Origin of the sequence: Pseudomonas sp. IT-P395 (assembly GCF_949767675.1) — a bacterium.
Lineage (GTDB): Bacteria > Pseudomonadota > Gammaproteobacteria > Pseudomonadales > Pseudomonadaceae > Aquipseudomonas.
Genome location: NZ_CATKPW010000010.1, coordinates 55,500 through 73,520, shown reverse-complemented (window position 1 = coordinate 73,520; position 18,021 = coordinate 55,500). Strand labels below are relative to the sequence as shown.

Genomic DNA, 18,021 nt, shown 5'->3' with positions numbered 1-18,021 from the left:
CATTGCTCCCGCACCAGGCATCCCTGAATCCGAAGTGAGGCCAGGACACCATCGCTATGCTTTTGTGAGTTTTCGACCTTGCTCTCGCTGAAGGATGTGTACATGCCCAACGCATCGCAGAACGCGCGACTCACTGAGTTGCTGACAGTGAGCGAAGCCAGTATTGACAGGGCTGAATCCAATGCCGACCTCCTGAACGTGATCCATGAGTTCGCCTTGTACAACGGCCCGCTCGAATTCGATCGCACACGCGCATGGTGGTGTTTCGGCACCGGCCTGTTATTGCTTGCGAGCGCTGTGGCCCTTTATTGGATTGGGAACATCCATAGCGTCGCTCTGTTCTTTTACCGGTTGGAAATTGATCCCGACTCGTTCGGCATGGGTACTGGTTTTCTCGGCATCGTGATTGCCGTTTGGAGTCTGGCATGGATGAAATCCAAATCTGATCGGTTGCCGTCGCTCAGTAAAAGAATTGCTCGACTGTCATCCTACTTCCACAACGGACTGACTTTCCTGAGAGAAGACTCAGCCGCAACCCTCAAAGAGCTAGACACGGAATTTGGTGATTACCGTCGCGGCGACTACAGCCGCAAGTTGGTCGAGTCGATACAGGGTGAATTTACCGGCACGTTGCGCAACCTCCCTTTCACGTACCGCCAGCTGCACTATGTCAACCGACGCGAGGTGCATACCACGGTTACCGACGAAAAGGGCAATACCAAAACCGAGACTCGAGTGGTTTATGACCACTACGATCGCTACAGTTTGGTCATCGACTTTCCATGGGTCACCGGAATATCGGTCAGATCTGATTACCAGTCCCAGAACGACTATTCGCATCCCATGGACACGGCTTCTACGGATTTCAATAAAGCGTTCCGTTTGACCGGTCGCAGCGAGATGCTTTGTGCGAAATTCATCAAGCCTTCGACGGTGCTCCACTTGCTGAAGCTGTTCGACATCCTCCATCGTCCGAACCTGGAGTTCTCCGACAGTGGAGAGCTCTGCCTAAGTTTTGAGAGCAACGACCTGTTCGCGTTCGGTGCCCAGTATTCGCTGGCTTCGCCCAACAATTTTTACGAAGAAATTTCTGCCGGTATCGAACTGCCGCGTCTGATGTCTGCGCTCCAATGGAGCCATGCACTCAGTGAGCTGCACGATGACAACTTTACCTTTACCGCCACTCCCCCAAAACAACGCCAAGAGAAGTAAGCCATGGACATTGCACTCATCCTCTCCGCAGTTATCGCTGTCGTCATAATCGTAGCGGGCTTCAGCATTTATAACGGCATCATCGGGGGACACAACCGAGTACAACGTGCATGGTCGGACGTCCTCGTTTACGAACGCCAGAAGACCAAAGTTCTCGACCAGCTTCAAAAAGTGCTCACAGATTTCATGGTCTATGAGGCCAGCCTCCTGGAAAAGATCACCGGCCTTCGCAGCGCGGTCAACGCCCTGCCTGCGGGCGCCAATGGCAATGCCCTCACGACCGTTGAAACCGCCACCCGGGAGCTGATAGGTGGCCTACGCATCGCTTTCGAGGCCTACCCTGACCTGAAAGCATCAGAAGCGGCGAACAACATGATGCGTGAAATTGCCGAACAGCAAGAGAACGTCGGCGCAGCCATCACCATCTACAACCGCAACGTCGAACTGTTCAACAACGCCATCGAGATGTTCCCCGGCTCGGTCGTCAATGGCTTGTTCAACAAGAAAACTCGCGTCACGCCATTCACCGATACCGAAGCTTCACAGAGTTTCTCTTACACCCCGAATATCTAATCTGCGTTAAGCAATCGACCATCACCCGTGAGGGTGGTGGTTCGATCACCTGCCTTCTTGAATAGATTCGCCGCTGATTTCTCGGGCGCGAACCATTCAATGACACGAGCGTTCAATCGGCCCCTTCTGAATCAACCAGCCCCACCACCGGAACCTGCCAAGCAGGCTTTTTCCCACTCTGGCCATCAAACACCCGGCGCGCCTCGCGAAAATCATCGACGTGCTCCACAACCCAAGTCCAAATCGGCGACATGCGAACCAACAGCTCCATACCCAACGCCGTCAACTCGTACTCGACATGGGGCGGCACTTGATCCAACTCCCGCCGTATCAGCAAACCATCGCGTTCCAGCGCGCGCAGCGTTTTGGTCAACATGCGCTGAGTCACGCTCGTCATTTGCCGTTTGATCTCGGCATGACGCATCGTGCCGTACACACCCAGGGCATGCAGGATACCCAGTGACCAGCGGCTGCCGGCGTGCGCCAGGACTTCGCGCCGCACGCCATCATCGTCTCGTCTTAGCGTCTGGCAGATCGCTTCTGCCTGGCTAAGGGTTTCCTCATCGGTCATGTGTCCTCCTGGTATCACGCGTGTGCCTTCTTCTGAGCGCTGCGCAATCGTGCCAGCATCGCCAAATCATACAGACGACGGATCTCAGGAGACATCATGACCGAAGCGACCCACCCTTCCCCACAATCCATTCTCGTACTCGGCGCCGGCGAACTCGGCCTGCCGGTGCTGCGTAACCTTGCGCGGATAGCCAAGCGCTCGCCCGGCAGCACCATCAGCGTCCTGCTCAGGGATTCGACCATCAACACACAAGTCCCCGAGAAAAAACTGGAAGTCGATGAACTGCGCAGTCTGGGCATCCAGCTAGTCGCTGCAGACTTGGTTAACGACTCCATCGATCAATTGGCCGAAGTGTTCGCAGCATTCGACACCGTCATAGGCTGCGCAGGCATGGTCGCAGGCCGGGAAACGCCGATGAAACTGGCGACAGCCGCGCTCAAGTCCGGCGTGAAGCGCTATTTCCCCTGGCAGTTTGGCATCGATTTCGAAGTGATTGGCCGGGGCAGCCCGCAGGACTTGTTCGATGCGCAACTCGACGTGCGCGAGCTGCTCCGCGCCCAGGATAAAACCGAGTGGGTGATCATCTCGACCGGCATGTTCACCAGTTTTCTGTTCGAGCCGGTCTTTGAAGTCGTCGACTTTGAGAACGACGCCATCAACGCCTTGGGCAGCCTGGAAACCAGCGTGACGCTCACAACACCCGAGGACATCGGCAAGCTGACAGCGGAAATCGTCTTCTTCGAACCGCGCTTTCGCAACGAGATCGTGTACCTGTCTGGCGACACGGTGACCTATGGACAAGTGGCGAGCCTGCTTGAACGTGTGCTGGGGCGTCCGTTCAAACGTAACGTCTGGACGGCTCCGTACCTGATGCAGGAACTGGAAAAAGACCCCACTCACCACATCAAAAAATACCGCGCCGTATTTGCCCAAGGCAGAGGTGTGTCGTGGCCCAAAGCGGGGACTTTCAACGAGCGGCAGTCGATTCAGGTCACTACGGCTGAACAGTGGGCAAGGAATAACCTGGCAGTCGATTGACGCAAAGAAAGCAACCCACTCGCAGGTACAGATACGCGTACATCGTCTCAACATTTATCGCGGCTGAAGAGCAAGCCCGCTCCCACCTCGGAACACGCTCAAAGGTGGGAGAGAGCCTGCTCGCGAAGGCGCCAGAATGAACACCCGATCAATCATCAGGTGATCCCGACACCCGCATCACTCCGGCAATTGCAAATTATCCAACGCCCGATTCACCGCCAACTCCCCGAGCATGATCAACTGCGCAATCCCCAACAACGCCCGACGCTGCGACGCCGGCAACAGACTGGCGACGTTCTGCGCGATGGTTTTGGCCGAAGCGAGTGTTTCACTGGCATCGGTTAGCAGTTCTTCGTTTTTGTTGTCGGCGGTGACGGCATACATCCCACGGTTTTTACGTGGCGGCGGCGTGGAACCGGGCGGACAGAGGTAATGGTCGAGCGCGCGGTCGGCGGCTTCGTGGAGTTTTTTGGAGTCGATGGATTCGTAGGGAGACGTGCAGTTGGATTCGGGCGGGTTGGGTGTTGGTTTGATCATGGTAAAGCTCCTTGATGACTGGAGCCGCCACCGTTCGCGGTCAAACAAACTGGGTGGCAGCTGTACGCGGGTTGACCGACCGGACATCAAGGAATCCGGCACACCCGAAGGTGTCCCACGCACAGCCACCGCGACATGATTTCAGACAATGCCTGAACACGTGCAGAACGCTGGCGCGCCTTGATATTGGGCGGACGGTCAAATCCGATCGCTGATTCGTCAGCGACCGCACCACAATAGAATCCGCCCCAAAAGCGCACAAGCCGGCGGATTCTGGCGTAGCTGTAGGCAATGGCGCAAGGATGTGTAGCCTGGGAGAGTGTTTGGAGATGTCTTTTTAAACGTTGGTGTTTATCGAGACCAAATTGCGTAACGCCTCTCTGAATACATCCTTCCACTTATCCCTAGCGAAATGCTCAACCTCGCAGCCCATCGAAACCCCGCTCGCCGCAAAACCGTGCTTCTCTGCCGTCTGGCCCTCTCCCCTTCTGACGTCCAGCGACTGAGTTACCGGAAGTGGTCAGGATGACTATGCTGTTGACTTACCTAGCTGAAAAAATGGTCAGGCAATACCAATACCGAGGTTGATGCATAGAACGCAAAACACCGATCTGACACCAAATCGACCGGGCAAATAAAGCAACGGAGTGCGGGATGAAAGTCATCGCTTTTTTAGCCATTTACCTCGCAGGTGGGGTTGCCCTGTTTCCTTTCCTCGACCTCATGCGTCCCGTAGGTGTGTTTCTCGACCATTTCTATTCACAAATTTTCCTCGGTTCCGGCGCTGACATAGCAGAACGCCTAAGCCTGAGCTTTATCTATGCAAGTCTGTTCCATCTGGTGTGGTCGGCTTTATTTTCTGAATCTGCAAAAAACTGGGTATCCACGATTAACTTCAGAGACCTTTGCTATCTCGCTTTACGATGTCTGAGTTTTTTTTGCGTCAGTCTGATAAGTCTCGGGCTGGTTGGAATAACCAGCCAAAAAGTGCCCCGTACGGACTTTCATCAATATTTCACTTTTTTGGTGATCTGCATGCTTCTGGGTCTTTGGGCGTGGTCGCTCAAGGATTTTCTGGTGGCAGCCTTTCATTGCACCGGAAGAAGAATCAGAGGAACGACTAAATAAAAGCAGCCAATAACCCAGGTCATTTTCACTAGGCTCGGCGCTAGGCCGAAAGCAGCAACAAGGGAGGCAGCACGTCCCGAAAGGCTGGCACCAAGTATCACCATCCTCCGCAACCTCATACCGAAGACCCGGAGTTTTTGTCGAGCTAAAATCGGCTATAGGAACTGTAATTGAAGGCCTCGACCCTCGTATTTTTCGCACTTTATTGCACGGGTATCAGCGCAGCGTTTGCCGATGACTTACAGGCGCCAAACGACAATCGCGGGCCAGCAGGCATCGTCGTCGGTGAGCGTTTGGCCGCGGCCAAATCCAAGCTAGTCAAACAAGGCTGGAAGCCGACGCGGATGCATACCAACGACGGCTATGAATACAGTGGCGTGGAGAAGGAGCTGGCTACACGCAAGTTCTTCGAACTGGATACCTGCTCGTCTGATAGCTCGCGCTGCATCTTGTACTACGCGAAGAAAGGAACTTGCCTACGCGTCGATACCATCGGTGAGCAATTCAATGACATGACCGTGACGCGATGGACCCGCGAATGTCCTGAAGCGCCTCAATAACCACACGAAGACAGCACGGCAATAATCAACTGCCCCACAGGTTTCAGCGTCGCACACAACATCTGCCATCAACTTAAAACCCTGTGGGAGCGAGCTTGCTCGTGAAGGCGCCAGAATGAACACCCGATCAATCACCAAGTGTTCCCGGCACCCATCACTCCGGCAATTGCAAATTATCCAGCGCCCGATTCACCGCCAACTCCCCGAGCATGATCAACTGCGCAATCCCCGCCAGCGCATGGCGCTGCGATGCCGGCAACAGGCTGGAGACGTTCTGGGCGATGGTTTTGGCCGAAGCGAGTGTTGCACTGGCATCGACCAGCAGTTCTTCGGTTTTGTTGTCCGCCGTCACGGCGTACATCCCACGCTTTTTACGTGGCGGCGGCGTGGAACCGGGTGGACAGAGGTAATGGTCGAGCGCGCGGTCGGCGGCTTCGTGGAGTTTTTTTGAATCGATGGATTCGTAGGGGGAAACCGAGGCGGTTTCAGGCGGGTTGGGTGTTGGTTTGATCATGGTGAAGCTCCATATTTATACCTGGTGGAACCACCAAAACCTGTCGCTAAACAAAGTAAGGGTGGCAGCTGTACGCGGGTTAGCGAACCGAGAGGTATAAGACCCGGCAGACCCGAAGGTCTCCCACGCACAGCCACCATATCGTCGTCGCAAACATCTGCGACAAACTGGAGCGTCGTTGTACTTATACCTGGTCAGGTCGCTAAACCCGGTCGCTGGGTTGCCAGCGACACGTAGACGATAAAGACCAGGTACAAAGTGCACAAGCCGGCGGATTCTGGCGTAGCTGTAGGCAAAGGCGCAAGGATATGTAGCCTGAGAGAGTGTCTGGAGATGTCTTTTTAAACGTTGGCGTTTATCTAGACCTCATTCCGTCTCGGCCCCCCACGACAGATTCGTCCCCTGCCCCAACAGACGAAAGAAAATGGCCGAGATTGCCAGTCGTAACTGACAACCTCGGCCATATAAACAGTGCTATTTCTTCCAGCACATATCGACGTCATCCTGAGTGCTCAGGTCTGTATCGATGCCCAACCGATACCTGCAGTAATCAATAATCCACCCCCGCTCCTCTGCCGTCAGGCGCTCTACCTTCCTGATCTCTCCATCATTGGCGTGGATGTTGTAGAACTTCATCTGAAACGTGGGGTGCTTCTTGATGAAGACAATGGTCTCGATGTCGCCATCCTCAACGGCGTTGTAGTAGCCGACGTAGAGCATGGTCGCCACAACTAGGATTGCCGCGATTAAAAGCTTTTTCATTGTGGCACCGAAGGGGTGGAGGCAGACGGATTTTGGCTTTCTTGTATCTGACCATCTCAGCCCTTAGGTTCGCAGGAGCTGGCTATACCAACGTAATGAGCTAAGTGAATGGCCATGTGCTACTTTTTCAAAGCTTCTCATCCCCGTTCATTACAGGAGTACGTATGTTTACTGACATCAAGCCAGGTCCAAAGCCAAAGCGTGAAGACGGCAAGGAAGATCGCAGACGGCATGTGAATCCACCCAACGATAAGAAGCACCCGACTTTGCCAATCCACAAGCATAAGCCTGGAGACTAGCTGCAGGTTGCAGCCTCAGTTATTGAAATTGGCCTTGGGACGGATTCCTTCTCAAAAATCGAATCCGTCCGCGTAGAGCCTCGTTTAATTGGTTGGACAGTTGAAGGCATCGAGTCCAAAGACTAAAGGGCTGTACTCAACACGCAAGGCGATGATTGAGTAAAAAGGAAGATCGCATGGACGAAGCGGCAAGATTTGCATTTTACGAAAAGATTTACTTTTACGAGCTGGAACGCAAAGAAAAGCTGATTTCGAGGCTCAACCTCCCCTTGGCCATCCTAGGCGTATTGCTCTCATTTCTATCTTATATGCTGAGTAAAGCGCCCGGCTCAGAGGACGGCTTTGCCGGTGTCTGGTTTTGGATTTTGTATTTGTCCGCTGTCTTCTGTCTGCTTTGCGGAGCTTATTACTTCCGCTCATCTTGGCAACTGCGTGATTTCGACAGGGGCCTCCCAACCCTGACTGAGCTGGAGAAGTATCGTGCCGAAACAACCACTCATTTCGCAGTACATGGCGAAAATGAAGATGACGCAGAAACCTACTTCAAGACAATAATCTTGAGCTACTACATCGAAGGTGCAACCGTTAACACGGTGAATAACGATAAACGTGGTTCAAAACTCGTGTCCTTAGCAAATTCCGTAACGCTCACTATGATTTTTTCGGTGTTGTCCTTCATTCCGTTTTATACCCATCAGCAGGAGCTGAACCAGCATGAGCAATCAAAAGCCTCCGCCACCTCCGCCACCTCCAATGCGCTTCGTTAGGGATCACGGGAAAAATCTTCCGAAATCTCCGCCACCTCCGCCGCCGTCTAAGAAAGAATGACTGCTCTGGCCCTTACCCGAGCTCGTTTCGAGTAGGGGCCTATTCAACAGAAGCTCCATTCAAAGGGGGCGGATTATTTCCAGAAATAAATCAGTCCCATTTTTACGAGCTTCATCACCGCTAACTACCAGCAAGGCATGGCTCGGCAACACTTCTGATGCTAGCCTTATGCTTCCACTCCCGAAGTCCTATCATATATGCCCATCGAACCTGATCGCCTGTATCACGAACTCGGTTACCTCATTGCTGAAATGCCAGATCTTACGACGCCCGAATGGCAGTCCAATGAAACCCAGAGATGGCTCGGCCGTGCTTCGGCGTGGATTGAGCAAAGCGGTAACTTAGTGGACACGGTTGCTTTCAACGCTGCCGTAAACAGTTTATGCACCAACCCACGCTTTCCAAGCCACATCGCCGCGGTGCCGCGTTTAACCACTATCCTTTATCGAGCGCTAGGTCGCGCAGAGCTCGAAGCATCGCCTGCTAGCCGGGGCTCTTTTATACCTGTAGGCGAGATATTTTCTGCCTTTGCCGCTCTGTCAAAGATCCTGAGTGAAGCCACAATCAGTGTGATGTTCGTCGACCCATATGCCGACGCCAATCTCTTGACTGACTTCGCAGTGTTGGTTCCTGACGGCGTCATCACGCGAGTGTTGGCAGATGCAGGCAGCAAGAAAGCAGCTTTGGCACCAGCGTTGAAGCACTGGGTGCAGCAGTACGGCTCCGAACGCCCATTGGAAGGAAGACTTGCGCCAGATCGGTCGCTTCATGATCGACTAATCATCATTGACGAGCGAGAAACTTGGAGCCTCGGACAGTCCTTCAACGCGTTAGCTGCACGTGCCCCTACTAGCCTTATACGAGCAGATCTCGAAACAGCTCAACTTAAGATCCAAGCGCATAACCTGATCTGGCAGACATCGGCACCCATTCAATGAAATTGCGAGACAATGATCAATGTGATGGCATCTAAATTTAGAGATAGCCCCCTTGAGAAATCTAAGACTGGTGGTATTACATACTCCGCAAAGCACATAAGGATCTATGAGATGGCTGCACAGTTAGATGAAGCTGAAAAACAAATCCTTGGAGCGCTGTTAATCGACTTTTCAGAGCGCCAGTTAGATGCACAACAATTGAAGAAAACTTATGAAGGCCCAAAAATATCAGATTTAATCTCGGCGATTTGTTCCGGAGACGATATCACCAGAGTGGATTTCGATATTGCCCTCAATGATCTTGTAAAGCAAAAACTCATCAAAACGGGTCCGTGGCAGCCTTACGAGAACAAACCAGGTGCAGGGTTTATTCTTGTTGGCGGACATAGCCTAAAAGAATATGCCTGCTTAACCGAACTTGGATATAAGTCCGCTAGACAAGCTCCCAACCGTCCTGCGAAAAGCCAGCGAATCGTAAACAACCTTCACATTTCTGGTGGCCAATTCACCAACCTGCAACTTGCCGCCGGTGAGATCATCACCCAAAAAATGCAATCTAACACTGGGGCCGATTCCGACATTTTGGCTAAACTTATCCAAATATTGGAAAAGCAAGGACAAGTCGTTTCACTCGAACAACAAAACGAGCTTTCTGTTGCTATTGCTCATGCAAATGAAGGTAACGGAAAAGCCGCCAAGACCTCCCTCGAGAAAGTCTGCGGGTCCGTCTGGGATTCCGTCCAGCCTGTAATGTGGCCAATCCTTGGTGAGCTATTAAAGAAATAGCTTAGGGCTTTGATGATAAGTATGTGAGTGCACTGGCAACTTAAATTAAAGCGCTCTACATCATGGCTTTACAATTTCCTCGCCCCGCGCAAATTACGCTTGAGGCCTAAGACGATTTCGTGCCACTTTCATACTTTCTGAAGTATCAGGTCTTGGCAGACTTGAGTCTACATTCCCCATATTTCCCGGCCAAATAAACTTCACTGAAAACCCCGTTACCGCTAAGCATGATTAGAGGCCCAAGCAACTTAGAACCTGAAAGCTCATGTATTCTCTTCAAAAAAACAAAATCTTTTCTGGCAATAAATCTGTTTAGGCTCTCCAATGGAATGAAGCCATAAAGTGCTGACTCGATATTGTTACTAGCCCCCCTCGCGGCCACACCAATGACTTCCATAGAGTCATTGAAAAACGGACCACCGCTATTGCCTTCAATCAGAGTGAAATCAACTAGCCATAGATCAAGGTCAACTTGTCTGCGACGCTGAGTTGTATGTCCTCTAGCGATGTAGTGTGCTGAACCGTCTCGATACTTTGGAAACCCAATTGACAAAACTGATTCCATGGGCCGAATAGTTGTTCTGTTAGCTTTCCGTAAGGGAGGAATATTTCGAAACTCTCCATTCGGCTGAAATATGGCCAAATCTGCTTTCTTATCTGAAAGAATGAGCTCTGCAGCATATTCTTTATCCTCACCGACTCGCTGAAAAGAAATCATATGAGGTGCCATGGTTTTTGAAACGCCGCTAACAACGTGTTCATTGGTAACAATCCCAACACCATCCAACAAAAATGCAGTTCCTTGACTGTCATCAGTAATGTTTTTAACTACGAATATCGAGTTACCTAAAATCTCCTCTGGGGATTTTTTAAACTCGGGGTTTTCTCTACCTATAGCCACGGTAAAATCATATGCCAGTCGACGATAGACCCTGTCGCTCCGACCTCGGACCATCTGAATATAATTAAGTCGACCCTTAACCACTTTGATAAAAAAATCGCCTGCATTTTCTTTAACTCTAACGTTCTGCCGCGCTTGCAGAGGCTGGCTATCACCCTTCAATATTTCCAAATACTTCGCTTCTGCCAACTCAGCTCCATATCGCTTGAGAGCATTAATCATCGAACTTGTAAGACGAACAAAATCTCTAGTAACGTTCGGCACTTCATTAACAACGAGACCAGTTACCATTTGGCGTTGCGACCGATGTTGAAGGCGAGTTTTTTCGGAGTTAATTGTAAAACCATTGGCTTTTATTATTTCCTCCAACATGCGCCCAGGGATAGCTCTGCGATCTTCGGAAATCTCAACTATGTCTTTTGGTAGGTGTCTCAGCGTGCTAGTAAAAGAGAAGGAAATATCATCTGCATAACGCGTAAAGTGACATTTGCCTGATTTCGCTAAGGCTTGAAGCTGCGCATCAAGTTTGCGACATATCATATTGGATATTAATGGTGAAGTTGGAGCGCCTTGCGCCAACCGACCCTCACTACAGCAGATCTGCGCCATCACCGTTGCTACATTGTGGGGTGCTTTAAACGGCTCAGCCATGAAGAGATTTCTAACCCGCCCAAAGTGAACGTTTTCAAAAAAATCTTTCAAATCAATATTGAATACGTACCTTTTCCCAGCATGGACTTGAGCGTTCGTTTTGATGCTTCTGCCTTTAACAAAACCATGGCTAGAGGATTTAGGGGAGTAAAACTTTTCAAGATGCACCAACAACTCGCGTTGAAGCCTCTTCATAACTTTCTTGGGAGCCTTAATGGTTCGACGAGCTCCATTCTTTTTTGGAATAAAAAAGCTCACATAGTGGCTAGACTTTTTTCTGTATAAAAATGCTAGAAGCTTATCTTGCTCAACCTTTAGGAGCCGACATAGATTGTCAAGACTACTAAAGCCTGGGATAAATAAATTCTTAAAAATTTCTTCTATATTCATAGATATAACCGAGCTTCGGGGCTATTTTCTCTTCTACACATCGCCAACGTTAACAATATCGTTAAGAGCGATAAGGCAAAGCAACCCTTGCATTGGCCACCGCATATAGTCAGTGGAAAGTTAAATTTTTGCCCCGAGCCCGACAGGCAGATTGATATCACATCGACACTACGCGGTCAACGCCCATTTTGACTTTCTTGACCACTTCTACTCCAGCAAATTAAGGCTGCACCAACCTAGGCAACACCACCCCCTCCGCCAACCTCTCCATCCCCAACCGCACCCTCTCCCCCCCCTGCTCAATCACCACCCCATCCCCCTCCACCGCCACCAACTTCACCCCAGGCCCAACCTTCTCCCCCTGCAAAAAACTCCTCGGCGGCCCATCGTTCAGGCTCAGTATCGCCACCGCCCCCCGACTCCCCGCCATCACCCCGCTCACCTTGATGTCCATCGGCGCCGTTTGATTGGAAAACCACTGCAATGCCGGGCTATCACTGCGCGCCGCCAGCAATTGCGGGGCCGCTGCCGGGGTGTGGGATTCGGCGGAGGTCAGCAGCAGCGACGACCACGTCGCTACGCCGACCAGCGCTGCGAGCAGTGCGAGGGCCTGGACCATTTGGGGTGGGGAAAAGCGTGCGGTGAATCTCATGGGTTGAATCTCCTTTTTATCCCTGCTGTCAGCCTACGCGGCAATTCTCTCCGTTTTATTTCACACGCCTTACATGTTGGCCGTGCACGATGGCGCAGGACGCAAAGGAGCGCGCGCGCGATGAACAGGCAACAGGGTTTTACGCTGATCGAGTTGATGGTGGTGCTGGTGATCATCGGCATCGCCAGTGCGGCGATCAGCTTGAGTATCAAGCCCGATCCGTTGCAGTTGCTGCGCAAGGATGCCGAGCGTGTGGCGCAGTTGCTGCAGGTCGCGCAGGCCGAGGCCCGGGCGGATGGTCGGCCGATTGTGTGGGTGAGTGATGCCAAGGGGTTTCGGTTTAGTCGGCGCAGTGACAGTGGCAAGGGGTTTGATCATTTCGCGCAGGATCCGCAGTTGCGGCCGCGTGCCTGGCAGAGTCCGAAGATGGAGGTGCGGGTGGAGCCGAAACAGAGGGTTGTGCTGAACGCTGAGTGGATTAATCCGCCGCTGCAATTGATCTTGTCGGATGGGTTGAATCGCTTGAGTGTGCTGCGTGATGGCAGCGGCAGGATCAGCCTGCAATGAAGCGCCAGCAAGGGTTTACGTTGATTGAGGTGATGGTCGCGATTTTGTTGATGGCGGTGGTGAGTCTGATTGCCTGGCGGGGGCTGGACAGTGTGACGCGGGCGGACAGTCATTTGCAGGCGAGCAGTGAGCAGAGTGACAGTTTGTTGCGGGCGCTGAATCAGTTGCAGCGGGATGTGGAGATGCGCGCGGGGGTTGAGTTGACCGAGCCGAAGAAGGTTGGCGTGGATGATGAGCCGCCGAGCGCCCCGCCCGCTCTGACTGTGCGCAGTAGCGACAGTAAGGGGTTTCGTCTGGACATCATTCGCACAGCGGCGGATCAGCCGGGGGCGTTGCAGCGGGTGCGCTGGTGGGTCAAGGGCGGCACGTTGTATCGGGCGGTGGCTGAGGCGCGGAGTCGGTATCCGTTGCCGGCGCCTGGGAATGGGGTTGCTGTTTTGGATGATGTCAGTGATGTGCAAGTACGCGTTTGGGAAATCGATAAAGGCTGGCGGCAACTGAGTGGCAATCGTCGTGAAGATCCGGCCGGACTGGAGATCCGCTTGACCCGTCAGACGCCACAAGGCCCGGAAAAATACCGACAAGTGATCGGGCCACTGAACTGAATGGACAGGCTAATGCTCTCGTGCTGCCTCTCTGAGTTTGTGCAGATCGAGAAGGGTAACGGCGCCGTATCGAACAGCTAACAGGCCTTCGGCTTCCCAGATTTTCAGCTGGCGGTTGACGCTCTGACGAGAAACCCCCAGTTGTTGGGCGATATGTTCCTGGTTGACCTTCAGGCATGGCGCTTCTTCGAGACCTGGAGGTTTGATCAAGGAAACGAGTCGGTTGGCCAACCTGACCGGTAGAGGATTGCGGATCGTGTTCCCGGCCCAATCGAGCGCCATTCGATACCTGCCACAGACCAGACGCGTAATGGCGAGCAGAACATCGGGGCGGCGTTCAATGATTTGCCAGAATGCGCTGGCAGGCAGCACTGCAATACGCGCTTGCGAGACGGCTGCGACGTCGTACTTCCTCGGTAAGCCATCCAGAAGTGGTACTTCTCCGAACCAGTCTCCAGCGACCAATTGCGTAAGAAAGAGTTGGTGTCCACTCGCGCCCAGGCTATCGACGCGCAAGGTGCCTTGAATCACACGAAACATGCCCAGTGGTTTAGAGCCTTGAGGGAACAGTTCCTCTGCTTTTACCAATGTCCTTATCCGCGAGGCCTCAAGCAAAATCGCATCCACTTCTGGGGGCAGGGAAAAGGATGGGGCTATAACTTCAGCAGACAATTCGGACATTGCCAAAACCCGACAATCTTGGTTTGAGGGCTCGAATAGTATCAGACGCCTCTGGCCTGTAGAGGACAGGCCTGTCTGGATCAGGAACGCAGAATGTACGTAGGTCACTTCGCCATCGGCCTGGCAATCAAGGCCCGCTATCCCAAGATCCCCGCGATGCCGATCATGATGGGCGTCGGTTTTCTGGATCTGCTCGATGGGATTTTCATCATGCTTGGCTTCAATACCGTCACCGCAAATTTGAACAGCGGGCCGTACTTGTTCTTTGATCTGACCTTTATTGATTGGGATCACTCATTGCTGGCTGCGGTGTTCTGGTCAGCGATTTGGGGACTTTTTTTCATCAAGCATCGACCCGTAGCCATCGTGGCAGCGTTGGCGGCCTTCTCTCACTTCATCGCTGATTGGCCGATGCACAACAGCGATTTGGCCCTGTATCCCCACTCGATCGAACATTACGGTTATGGCCTTTGGGGCAAGCTGGGGACCGTCTCCTGGATGCTCGAAGGTGTTTTCTCAGCGGTGCTGGCAGCCTATGCATGGCGGCTCAGCGCGCGACGCGGTGTGAATTTGATTTGGCCTTGTGTGGTGCTGGTGGTCTTGTTTTTACAGCTATCGCCAGTCGCTTCCCCCATGAAGTTTGTTGCCACCCTTGAGGAGCCGATGGCACATATGCTCCACGGAGTGTTGGTCTCGTTAGGCTTTCTGATTCCAGGGCTGCTGATGTCGTGGCTTTTGAATAGAAGTGAGCGAATGAGCATCAAACAATCACTGTAGAGGTACGCGTACGGCGTCTTGCCTTGCATGAATTGAACGGCTTCGCCGAACTCCGGTTAACAACTAGACGGGCCTTGACCACAGGAATGGATATGTACTCGGTCATCCGCCAAAAAGAGCCAAGATCAAAAGATCGCAGCCTTCGGCAGCTCCTACAGTGGGATTGGGTGAGGTCAGTTGGGGATTGGTCGGCTGGCCGGCCGCCTTCGCGAGCAGGCTCGCTCCTACAGTGAGATTGGGTGGAATCAGCTGGGGATTGGTCGGCTGGCAGGCCGCCTTCGCGAGCAGGCTCGCTCCTACAGTGGGATTGGGTGAGGTCAGTTGGGGATTGGTCGGCTGGCCGGCCGCCTTCGCGAGCAGGCTCGCTCCCACAGTTTTAATGTGCGTACAACCCAAGCGGCAAAGCCGCCCCACTCAACAGGATGAGCGTTAGCTCGGCTGCAGTTCTTGATCTTGATCCACGGGCGACGTCGGAAGGCTGAGTGGAGGGATTCATCCGGGGGTGGGAGCGCAGCGACCGTTTGGCGCAGCCAAATGCATCGAGAGGAGGTGCAGCGAAGCAAACCGTAGGCGATGCGCCCGGATGGATCCCGCAGCGAAGGAACCCCGAGCCCCAGCGAGCGGGCCGCACGCAGGAGCAAGCCTTTTTGGTTACTTTTTCGGCGTCTGGAAAAAGTGACCCGCCGTAAGGGCGGAACCCTAAGCAGCCATAACCGCAGCAACGGATATGTACCCAATCAAACCCACTAGCTCAAAACAACGACGCCACCCGGCAGCTCAGTGCATTTGACGCCATAGGCATCCCGAATCAGCAATGCAACGCCAGCAAGTTGGTCAAGGCTAAAGCGCGCCTGCACCCGCCGCTGCCCAAGCTCACGGTTGAGCAACAACAACATCCCCGGCCGATAGCGATTGATCTCATCAATCATCTGGCTCAGCGTAGCGCCGTTAAACACCAACACTTGCTGACGCCAATTCATCACCGCCGCCGTGTCGACACTCTGCACACTGCCAACCTGCCGCGCGTCGTAGGTCACTTGCTGGCCCGGTTCGAGGCGCAGACTACGACCTTCAACATCCACTTCAACCGCGCCATCAAGGCAGGTCACGCAGACTTGCTGATCAGTGTTGCGCAGGTTGAAACGCGCCTGACTGGCGCGCAACCACCCTCCTCCAGCCTGCATCGCCAGCGGCAACCGCGCGGTTTGCACTTCGACTTCGCCGCTGACCAGTTCAAAGCCCTGCACGCCGTTATCGATGGAGCGCTGATTAATCCGCGTCTGAGTATTCAGCTCCAGGCTCACACCCTGCACAGGTTCAAAACGCCGCTGCTGGCCAACTTCAGTAATGTAGTCAGCGCCCAACCCTTCGAAGCCACCAGGAATCGTCCCGCGCACCAGCAAAAACGCCGCCGACGCAGCAATCGCCCCACCAAGAAAAGCACGTCGACCAAACCCGCGCGGTGCCTGCATTTGCTCCACGGCCGGTTGCAGCTGCTGCCACAACCGCTTGGCCTCTTCGAACGCGCGGGCATGCTCGGCACTCTGCGCGCACCATTCGCGCAGGGCCCGGGCGTCGCCCACGGTGGCGCGGCCGGAAGTCAACAGGACCAGCCAGTCGCGAGCTTCGCTGTGCAGATTGTCGGCCGCCGATGGCTCGGCAGATGTCAGTCGAAAGATGTTCAAACGCGCAGATTCTCAACGAATTGATCGGGCACTATTCAGAAGACGGTTTTCCGGCCCCGCGACCGAACCGCTGAAACACTTTTCTTTCCAGTTTCGCAGCGCAGAAGCCCAACGCGGCTTTGATTTCCTTCTCGACCATGCGCGTGGAAATGCCGAAGCGCTGCGAGATTTCCAGATGCGGCGCCTCTTCCAGGCGCGCCGCGATGAAGATCTTCCGGCGCCGTGCGGGCAGCTCGTACAACGCACTGAGCAGCGACTGGATTTCCTTTTGCCCACCCACCACCCGCGCCGGATCGAGGGCTTCATCGCCGATTTGCAGCAGCTCTTCGACTTCCTCGCCGGTGAGCAGGCGCGCATCGGCCTGGCGGCGGTCTGCGGCAATGTTCAGGGCCATGCGATAGAGGTAGGCATTGGGCCGCAGGACGTTCGGCGGCGTCTCCATGCGGTCGACGCGCAGGTAGGTTTCGTGCAGCACGTCGTTGGCCAGATCTTCCGAACCGAGACGCCTGCGCAGGCGCACCCGAAAGTCCTCGTAGGACGTCAGGAACAGTTGGACCATCGAACCTTGTCCGGTGTCTTTCATCCCCCGGAAACTCCTTCCCATTTGGTGCATTCCATGCGTTTCCCTGACGACTCCGGTAACAACAGCAACGTGACCGGCTGACGCAAGGCGCTGGGCGTCGGCCGGTCGATTTTGAGGTTGCGAAAGCTCTCCACCAGCGCGTTGTCGCGCCGTACATCTCCGGTCGAAGTGACCAACCGGTTGTGCTGCACCACGCCATCGCGGCCAACCCAGACCTGTAACACCGCGCGATAACTGCCCGGCCGGGTCAGCGGCGAGCGGCACAGATTGCGCTCGATCGCCGCTTGCACCGCCGTGGCGTAACTGCGATTGACGGCGACGCTTTCCGGCGTCTGTTTTTGTGCCGGCGCCGGCACGTCTTCGACCTGCGCCACTTGCAAAGTAAACGCATCGTCGCGGGCATACCGCGCCATCAAACCACTGCCGCCGAGCAATCGACGCAAGGCATCGGCGGCGGTGTATTCACCGTCCACCGCCAGCGAGCGACGACCGCGACTCAACTGACTGTCGACCAGCACCGCAACGCCGGTGGCGAGGCTGTACTGATCCAGCGCGTGCGCCAGATCCTGTGCCGGAATGTGCAGCGTCATGCGCAAGTCCGCCGGCACCGCGTCGGCCATGGCGTGGCCCGCCGCACAGCCAAGCAGCCACCCCAGACACATCCGGCGCACAAGCCTCGTTGAACGCTGAAAACCGTCCGTGGAATTGCCTCGCTGCACGGCTGACGAATCCTTGGAAATCGTCATCCTGAGGGCTGTTTATGAATCTGGTGTGACGGGCGGT

The 18,021-nt window shown here is 54.0% G+C and carries 21 protein-coding genes; 11 read left to right on the top strand and 10 right to left on the bottom strand.

The genetic code is table 11. The annotated features are described in order from the left end of the window. Positions 1 to 102: 102 nt before the first annotated feature. The gene (locus ACM6IN_RS08395) at positions 103 to 1,212 is read left to right on the top strand and encodes a hypothetical protein (RefSeq protein ID WP_095111423.1); all 1,110 of its coding nucleotides are present in this window, start codon (positions 103 to 105) and stop codon (positions 1,210 to 1,212) included. A 3-nt stretch (positions 1,213 to 1,215) separates the two neighbouring features. Then, entirely contained in the window at positions 1,216 to 1,785 is a 570-nt protein-coding gene (locus ACM6IN_RS08390; protein ID WP_414915768.1) for a LemA family protein, read from the top strand. 112 nt (positions 1,786 to 1,897) lie between these two features. On the opposite strand, the gene ACM6IN_RS08385 is transcribed toward ACM6IN_RS08390, so the two are convergent. Then, complete coding sequence (locus ACM6IN_RS08385) at positions 1,898 to 2,356, bottom strand: winged helix-turn-helix transcriptional regulator (protein WP_414915767.1); 459 nt, start codon at positions 2,354 to 2,356, stop codon at positions 1,898 to 1,900. A gap of 96 nt (positions 2,357 to 2,452) precedes the next feature. Between ACM6IN_RS08385 and ACM6IN_RS08380 the strand changes: the two genes are divergently transcribed. After that, positions 2,453 to 3,394 carry an aromatic alcohol reductase gene (locus ACM6IN_RS08380; protein ID WP_414915766.1) on the top strand — a complete coding sequence of 314 codons (942 nt, stop codon included), beginning with the start codon at positions 2,453 to 2,455 and terminating at the stop codon, positions 3,392 to 3,394. Positions 3,395 to 3,571: 177 nt separating this feature from the next. On the opposite strand, the gene ACM6IN_RS08375 is transcribed toward ACM6IN_RS08380, so the two are convergent. Further along, positions 3,572 to 3,931, bottom strand: a complete 360-nt coding sequence (locus ACM6IN_RS08375; protein WP_141128567.1) for a DUF6124 family protein — start codon at positions 3,929 to 3,931, stop codon at positions 3,572 to 3,574. Between the two features lie 654 nt (positions 3,932 to 4,585). Between ACM6IN_RS08375 and ACM6IN_RS08370 the strand changes: the two genes are divergently transcribed. Next, the gene (locus tag ACM6IN_RS08370; RefSeq protein ID WP_414915765.1) at positions 4,586 to 5,059 is read left to right on the top strand and encodes a hypothetical protein; all 474 of its coding nucleotides are present in this window, start codon (positions 4,586 to 4,588) and stop codon (positions 5,057 to 5,059) included. 170 nt (positions 5,060 to 5,229) lie between these two features. Further along, positions 5,230 to 5,619, top strand: coding sequence for a hypothetical protein (locus tag ACM6IN_RS08365; protein WP_414915764.1), 390 nt, complete (start codon positions 5,230 to 5,232; stop codon positions 5,617 to 5,619). 154 nt (positions 5,620 to 5,773) lie between these two features. Here ACM6IN_RS08365 and ACM6IN_RS08360 read toward each other — a convergent pair whose 3' ends face one another. Together ACM6IN_RS08360 and ACM6IN_RS08355 are read right to left on the bottom strand one after the other, a co-directional pair. Continuing rightward, positions 5,774 to 6,133, bottom strand: a complete 360-nt coding sequence (locus ACM6IN_RS08360; protein WP_414915763.1) for a DUF6124 family protein — start codon at positions 6,131 to 6,133, stop codon at positions 5,774 to 5,776. Between the two features lie 474 nt (positions 6,134 to 6,607). Beyond that, entirely contained in the window at positions 6,608 to 6,895 is a 288-nt protein-coding gene (locus ACM6IN_RS08355; RefSeq protein ID WP_137218214.1) for a hypothetical protein, read from the bottom strand. Positions 6,896 to 7,370: 475 nt separating this feature from the next. On the opposite strand from ACM6IN_RS08355, the gene ACM6IN_RS08350 reads away from it, so the two are divergent. The 3 genes from ACM6IN_RS08350 (at position 7,371) to ACM6IN_RS08340 (ending at position 9,746) form a co-directional block, all read left to right on the top strand. Beyond that, positions 7,371 to 7,961 carry a hypothetical protein gene (locus ACM6IN_RS08350; protein WP_414915762.1) on the top strand — a complete coding sequence of 197 codons (591 nt, stop codon included), beginning with the start codon at positions 7,371 to 7,373 and terminating at the stop codon, positions 7,959 to 7,961. A 258-nt stretch (positions 7,962 to 8,219) separates the two neighbouring features. Then, positions 8,220 to 8,960, top strand: a complete 741-nt coding sequence (locus ACM6IN_RS08345) for a hypothetical protein (protein ID WP_414915761.1) — start codon at positions 8,220 to 8,222, stop codon at positions 8,958 to 8,960. A 111-nt stretch (positions 8,961 to 9,071) separates the two neighbouring features. After that, positions 9,072 to 9,746 (top strand): hypothetical protein, encoded by a 675-nt coding sequence (locus ACM6IN_RS08340; RefSeq protein ID WP_414915760.1) that lies wholly within the window; start codon positions 9,072 to 9,074, stop codon positions 9,744 to 9,746. 145 nt (positions 9,747 to 9,891) lie between these two features. Here ACM6IN_RS08340 and ACM6IN_RS08335 read toward each other — a convergent pair whose 3' ends face one another. Then, positions 9,892 to 11,688, bottom strand: a complete 1,797-nt coding sequence (locus ACM6IN_RS08335; RefSeq protein WP_414915759.1) for a reverse transcriptase domain-containing protein — start codon at positions 11,686 to 11,688, stop codon at positions 9,892 to 9,894. A 220-nt stretch (positions 11,689 to 11,908) separates the two neighbouring features. Further along, on the bottom strand, positions 11,909 to 12,340 hold the full coding sequence (locus tag ACM6IN_RS08330) for a type II secretion system protein N (protein ID WP_414915758.1): 432 nt from the start codon (positions 12,338 to 12,340) through the stop codon (positions 11,909 to 11,911). A 120-nt stretch (positions 12,341 to 12,460) separates the two neighbouring features. On the opposite strand from ACM6IN_RS08330, the gene gspH reads away from it, so the two are divergent. Together gspH and ACM6IN_RS08320 are read left to right on the top strand one after the other, a co-directional pair. Then, positions 12,461 to 12,907 (top strand): type II secretion system minor pseudopilin GspH, encoded by a 447-nt coding sequence (gspH, locus tag ACM6IN_RS08325; RefSeq protein ID WP_414915757.1) that lies wholly within the window; start codon positions 12,461 to 12,463, stop codon positions 12,905 to 12,907. After that, positions 12,904 to 13,512, top strand: a complete 609-nt coding sequence (locus tag ACM6IN_RS08320; RefSeq protein WP_414915756.1) for a prepilin-type N-terminal cleavage/methylation domain-containing protein — start codon at positions 12,904 to 12,906, stop codon at positions 13,510 to 13,512. The genes gspH and ACM6IN_RS08320 overlap by 4 nt, the downstream gene beginning before the upstream one ends. Before the next feature lie 9 nt (positions 13,513 to 13,521). Here the strand turns inward: ACM6IN_RS08320 and ACM6IN_RS08315 are convergent, their stop codons facing one another. After that, positions 13,522 to 14,193, bottom strand: a complete 672-nt coding sequence (locus ACM6IN_RS08315) for a Crp/Fnr family transcriptional regulator (protein ID WP_414915755.1) — start codon at positions 14,191 to 14,193, stop codon at positions 13,522 to 13,524. Between the two features lie 93 nt (positions 14,194 to 14,286). Between ACM6IN_RS08315 and ACM6IN_RS08310 the strand changes: the two genes are divergently transcribed. Next, a complete protein-coding gene (locus ACM6IN_RS08310; RefSeq protein ID WP_414915754.1) occupies positions 14,287 to 14,970 on the top strand; it encodes a hypothetical protein in 684 nt (227 codons plus the stop codon). A gap of 746 nt (positions 14,971 to 15,716) precedes the next feature. Here the strand turns inward: ACM6IN_RS08310 and ACM6IN_RS08305 are convergent. The 3 genes from ACM6IN_RS08305 to ACM6IN_RS08295 are packed head-to-tail and all read right to left on the bottom strand — an operon-like array spanning position 15,717 to position 17,900. Next, positions 15,717 to 16,655, bottom strand: a complete 939-nt coding sequence (locus tag ACM6IN_RS08305; protein WP_414915753.1) for a FecR family protein — start codon at positions 16,653 to 16,655, stop codon at positions 15,717 to 15,719. 31 nt (positions 16,656 to 16,686) lie between these two features. Further along, the gene (locus tag ACM6IN_RS08300; protein WP_007913935.1) at positions 16,687 to 17,238 is read right to left on the bottom strand and encodes an RNA polymerase sigma factor; all 552 of its coding nucleotides are present in this window, start codon (positions 17,236 to 17,238) and stop codon (positions 16,687 to 16,689) included. Then, the gene (locus ACM6IN_RS08295) at positions 17,235 to 17,900 is read right to left on the bottom strand and encodes a secretin and TonB N-terminal domain-containing protein (protein WP_414915793.1); all 666 of its coding nucleotides are present in this window, start codon (positions 17,898 to 17,900) and stop codon (positions 17,235 to 17,237) included. The genes ACM6IN_RS08300 and ACM6IN_RS08295 overlap by 4 nt, the downstream gene beginning before the upstream one ends. Positions 17,901 to 18,021 lie beyond the last annotated feature (121 nt).

What these genes read in the sequence shown, in the direction of transcription:
- ACM6IN_RS08395 (WP_095111423.1), top strand. Translation starts at nt 103, where the DNA reads ATGCCCAACGCATCGCAGAACGCGCGACTCACTGAGTTGCTGACAGTG.
- ACM6IN_RS08340 (WP_414915760.1), top strand. Translation starts at nt 9,072, where the DNA reads ATGGCTGCACAGTTAGATGAAGCTGAAAAACAAATCCTTGGAGCGCTG.
- ACM6IN_RS08380 (WP_414915766.1), top strand. Translation starts at nt 2,453, where the DNA reads ATGACCGAAGCGACCCACCCTTCCCCACAATCCATTCTCGTACTCGGC.
- ACM6IN_RS08310 (WP_414915754.1), top strand. Translation starts at nt 14,287, where the DNA reads ATGTACGTAGGTCACTTCGCCATCGGCCTGGCAATCAAGGCCCGCTAT.
- ACM6IN_RS08315 (WP_414915755.1), bottom strand. Translation starts at nt 14,193, where the DNA reads ATGTCCGAATTGTCTGCTGAAGTTATAGCCCCATCCTTTTCCCTGCCC.
- ACM6IN_RS08370 (WP_414915765.1), top strand. Translation starts at nt 4,586, where the DNA reads ATGAAAGTCATCGCTTTTTTAGCCATTTACCTCGCAGGTGGGGTTGCC.
- ACM6IN_RS08375 (WP_141128567.1), bottom strand. Translation starts at nt 3,931, where the DNA reads ATGATCAAACCAACACCCAACCCGCCCGAATCCAACTGCACGTCTCCC.
- ACM6IN_RS08360 (WP_414915763.1), bottom strand. Translation starts at nt 6,133, where the DNA reads ATGATCAAACCAACACCCAACCCGCCTGAAACCGCCTCGGTTTCCCCC.
- gspH (WP_414915757.1), top strand. Translation starts at nt 12,461, where the DNA reads ATGAACAGGCAACAGGGTTTTACGCTGATCGAGTTGATGGTGGTGCTG.
- ACM6IN_RS08345 (WP_414915761.1), top strand. Translation starts at nt 8,220, where the DNA reads ATGCCCATCGAACCTGATCGCCTGTATCACGAACTCGGTTACCTCATT.
- ACM6IN_RS08295 (WP_414915793.1), bottom strand. Translation starts at nt 17,900, where the DNA reads ATGTGTCTGGGGTGGCTGCTTGGCTGTGCGGCGGGCCACGCCATGGCC.
- ACM6IN_RS08355 (WP_137218214.1), bottom strand. Translation starts at nt 6,895, where the DNA reads ATGAAAAAGCTTTTAATCGCGGCAATCCTAGTTGTGGCGACCATGCTC.
- ACM6IN_RS08320 (WP_414915756.1), top strand. Translation starts at nt 12,904, where the DNA reads ATGAAGCGCCAGCAAGGGTTTACGTTGATTGAGGTGATGGTCGCGATT.
- ACM6IN_RS08385 (WP_414915767.1), bottom strand. Translation starts at nt 2,356, where the DNA reads ATGACCGATGAGGAAACCCTTAGCCAGGCAGAAGCGATCTGCCAGACG.
- ACM6IN_RS08330 (WP_414915758.1), bottom strand. Translation starts at nt 12,340, where the DNA reads ATGAGATTCACCGCACGCTTTTCCCCACCCCAAATGGTCCAGGCCCTC.
- ACM6IN_RS08335 (WP_414915759.1), bottom strand. Translation starts at nt 11,688, where the DNA reads ATGAATATAGAAGAAATTTTTAAGAATTTATTTATCCCAGGCTTTAGT.
- ACM6IN_RS08390 (WP_414915768.1), top strand. Translation starts at nt 1,216, where the DNA reads ATGGACATTGCACTCATCCTCTCCGCAGTTATCGCTGTCGTCATAATC.
- ACM6IN_RS08350 (WP_414915762.1), top strand. Translation starts at nt 7,371, where the DNA reads ATGGACGAAGCGGCAAGATTTGCATTTTACGAAAAGATTTACTTTTAC.
- ACM6IN_RS08300 (WP_007913935.1), bottom strand. Translation starts at nt 17,238, where the DNA reads ATGAAAGACACCGGACAAGGTTCGATGGTCCAACTGTTCCTGACGTCC.